Origin of the sequence: Sphingobium xenophagum NBRC 107872 (genome assembly GCF_000367345.1) — a bacterium.
GTDB lineage: Bacteria > Pseudomonadota > Alphaproteobacteria > Sphingomonadales > Sphingomonadaceae > Sphingobium > Sphingobium xenophagum.
In genome coordinates this window covers 1-609 of sequence record NZ_BARE01000138.1, presented here as the reverse complement: position 1 = coordinate 609, position 609 = coordinate 1, and the positions used below count along the sequence as shown (strand labels likewise).

At 69.8% G+C, this 609-nt stretch carries 1 protein-coding gene; it reads left to right on the top strand.

Annotated features, from left to right (window positions below):
- Positions 1–152: 152 nt before the first annotated feature.
- Positions 153–609 (top strand): DUF736 domain-containing protein (locus SX1_RS22250; RefSeq protein WP_019054872.1); only part of this gene is annotated, 457 nt, incomplete at its 3' end.

Below are 609 nucleotides of genomic sequence, written 5' to 3'. Positions count from 1 at the left end.
CCAGCGCCCAACGCGTTTCGACCCGAGGCCGCTTTTGCGGCGCTCGGATGGGCGCTTGCGCGCCTGCTCGGCCGAACGGCCGAGGAGGGGAGTGGGGAAGGAGGAAGGTGGCTCGGACACGGTGTTCGAGACCGCTTTCAGGAGACTTTCCCATGAACATCGGTTCGATCAAGCAGAATGACGCCGGCATTTTCGTCGGCAAGATCGCGACGCTGGCGATCGCCATGACGGTTGCGCTGCGCGAGGTGCACTCGGCCAATCCCAAGGCGCCCAAGTTCGAGGTTCTGGCGCTGTCGGCGTCGCGGGCGTGGGTGCAGGTGGGTGCGCTGTTCGAGCTGTTCTCGAACGGCACGGGCGAGGCGTTCCTCAACGGCAAGATCGAGGACCCGAGCCTGGCCGCGCCGCTCTACGTGTCGGCGTTCCGCCAGGAGGACGGCAGCTACAACGTCGTCTGGTCGCGCCCGACGCGTCGCCGCGATCTCGCCGCGGAGATGGCGCCCAAGGCCGACGAGGGCCTGCCGCCGCTGCCCGGCGCCGACGAGACCGCCGGCCCCGCCACCCAGGGCGCCGAGGCCGGCCTCGGCCAGTCCTCCGCCGAACATGCCTTCG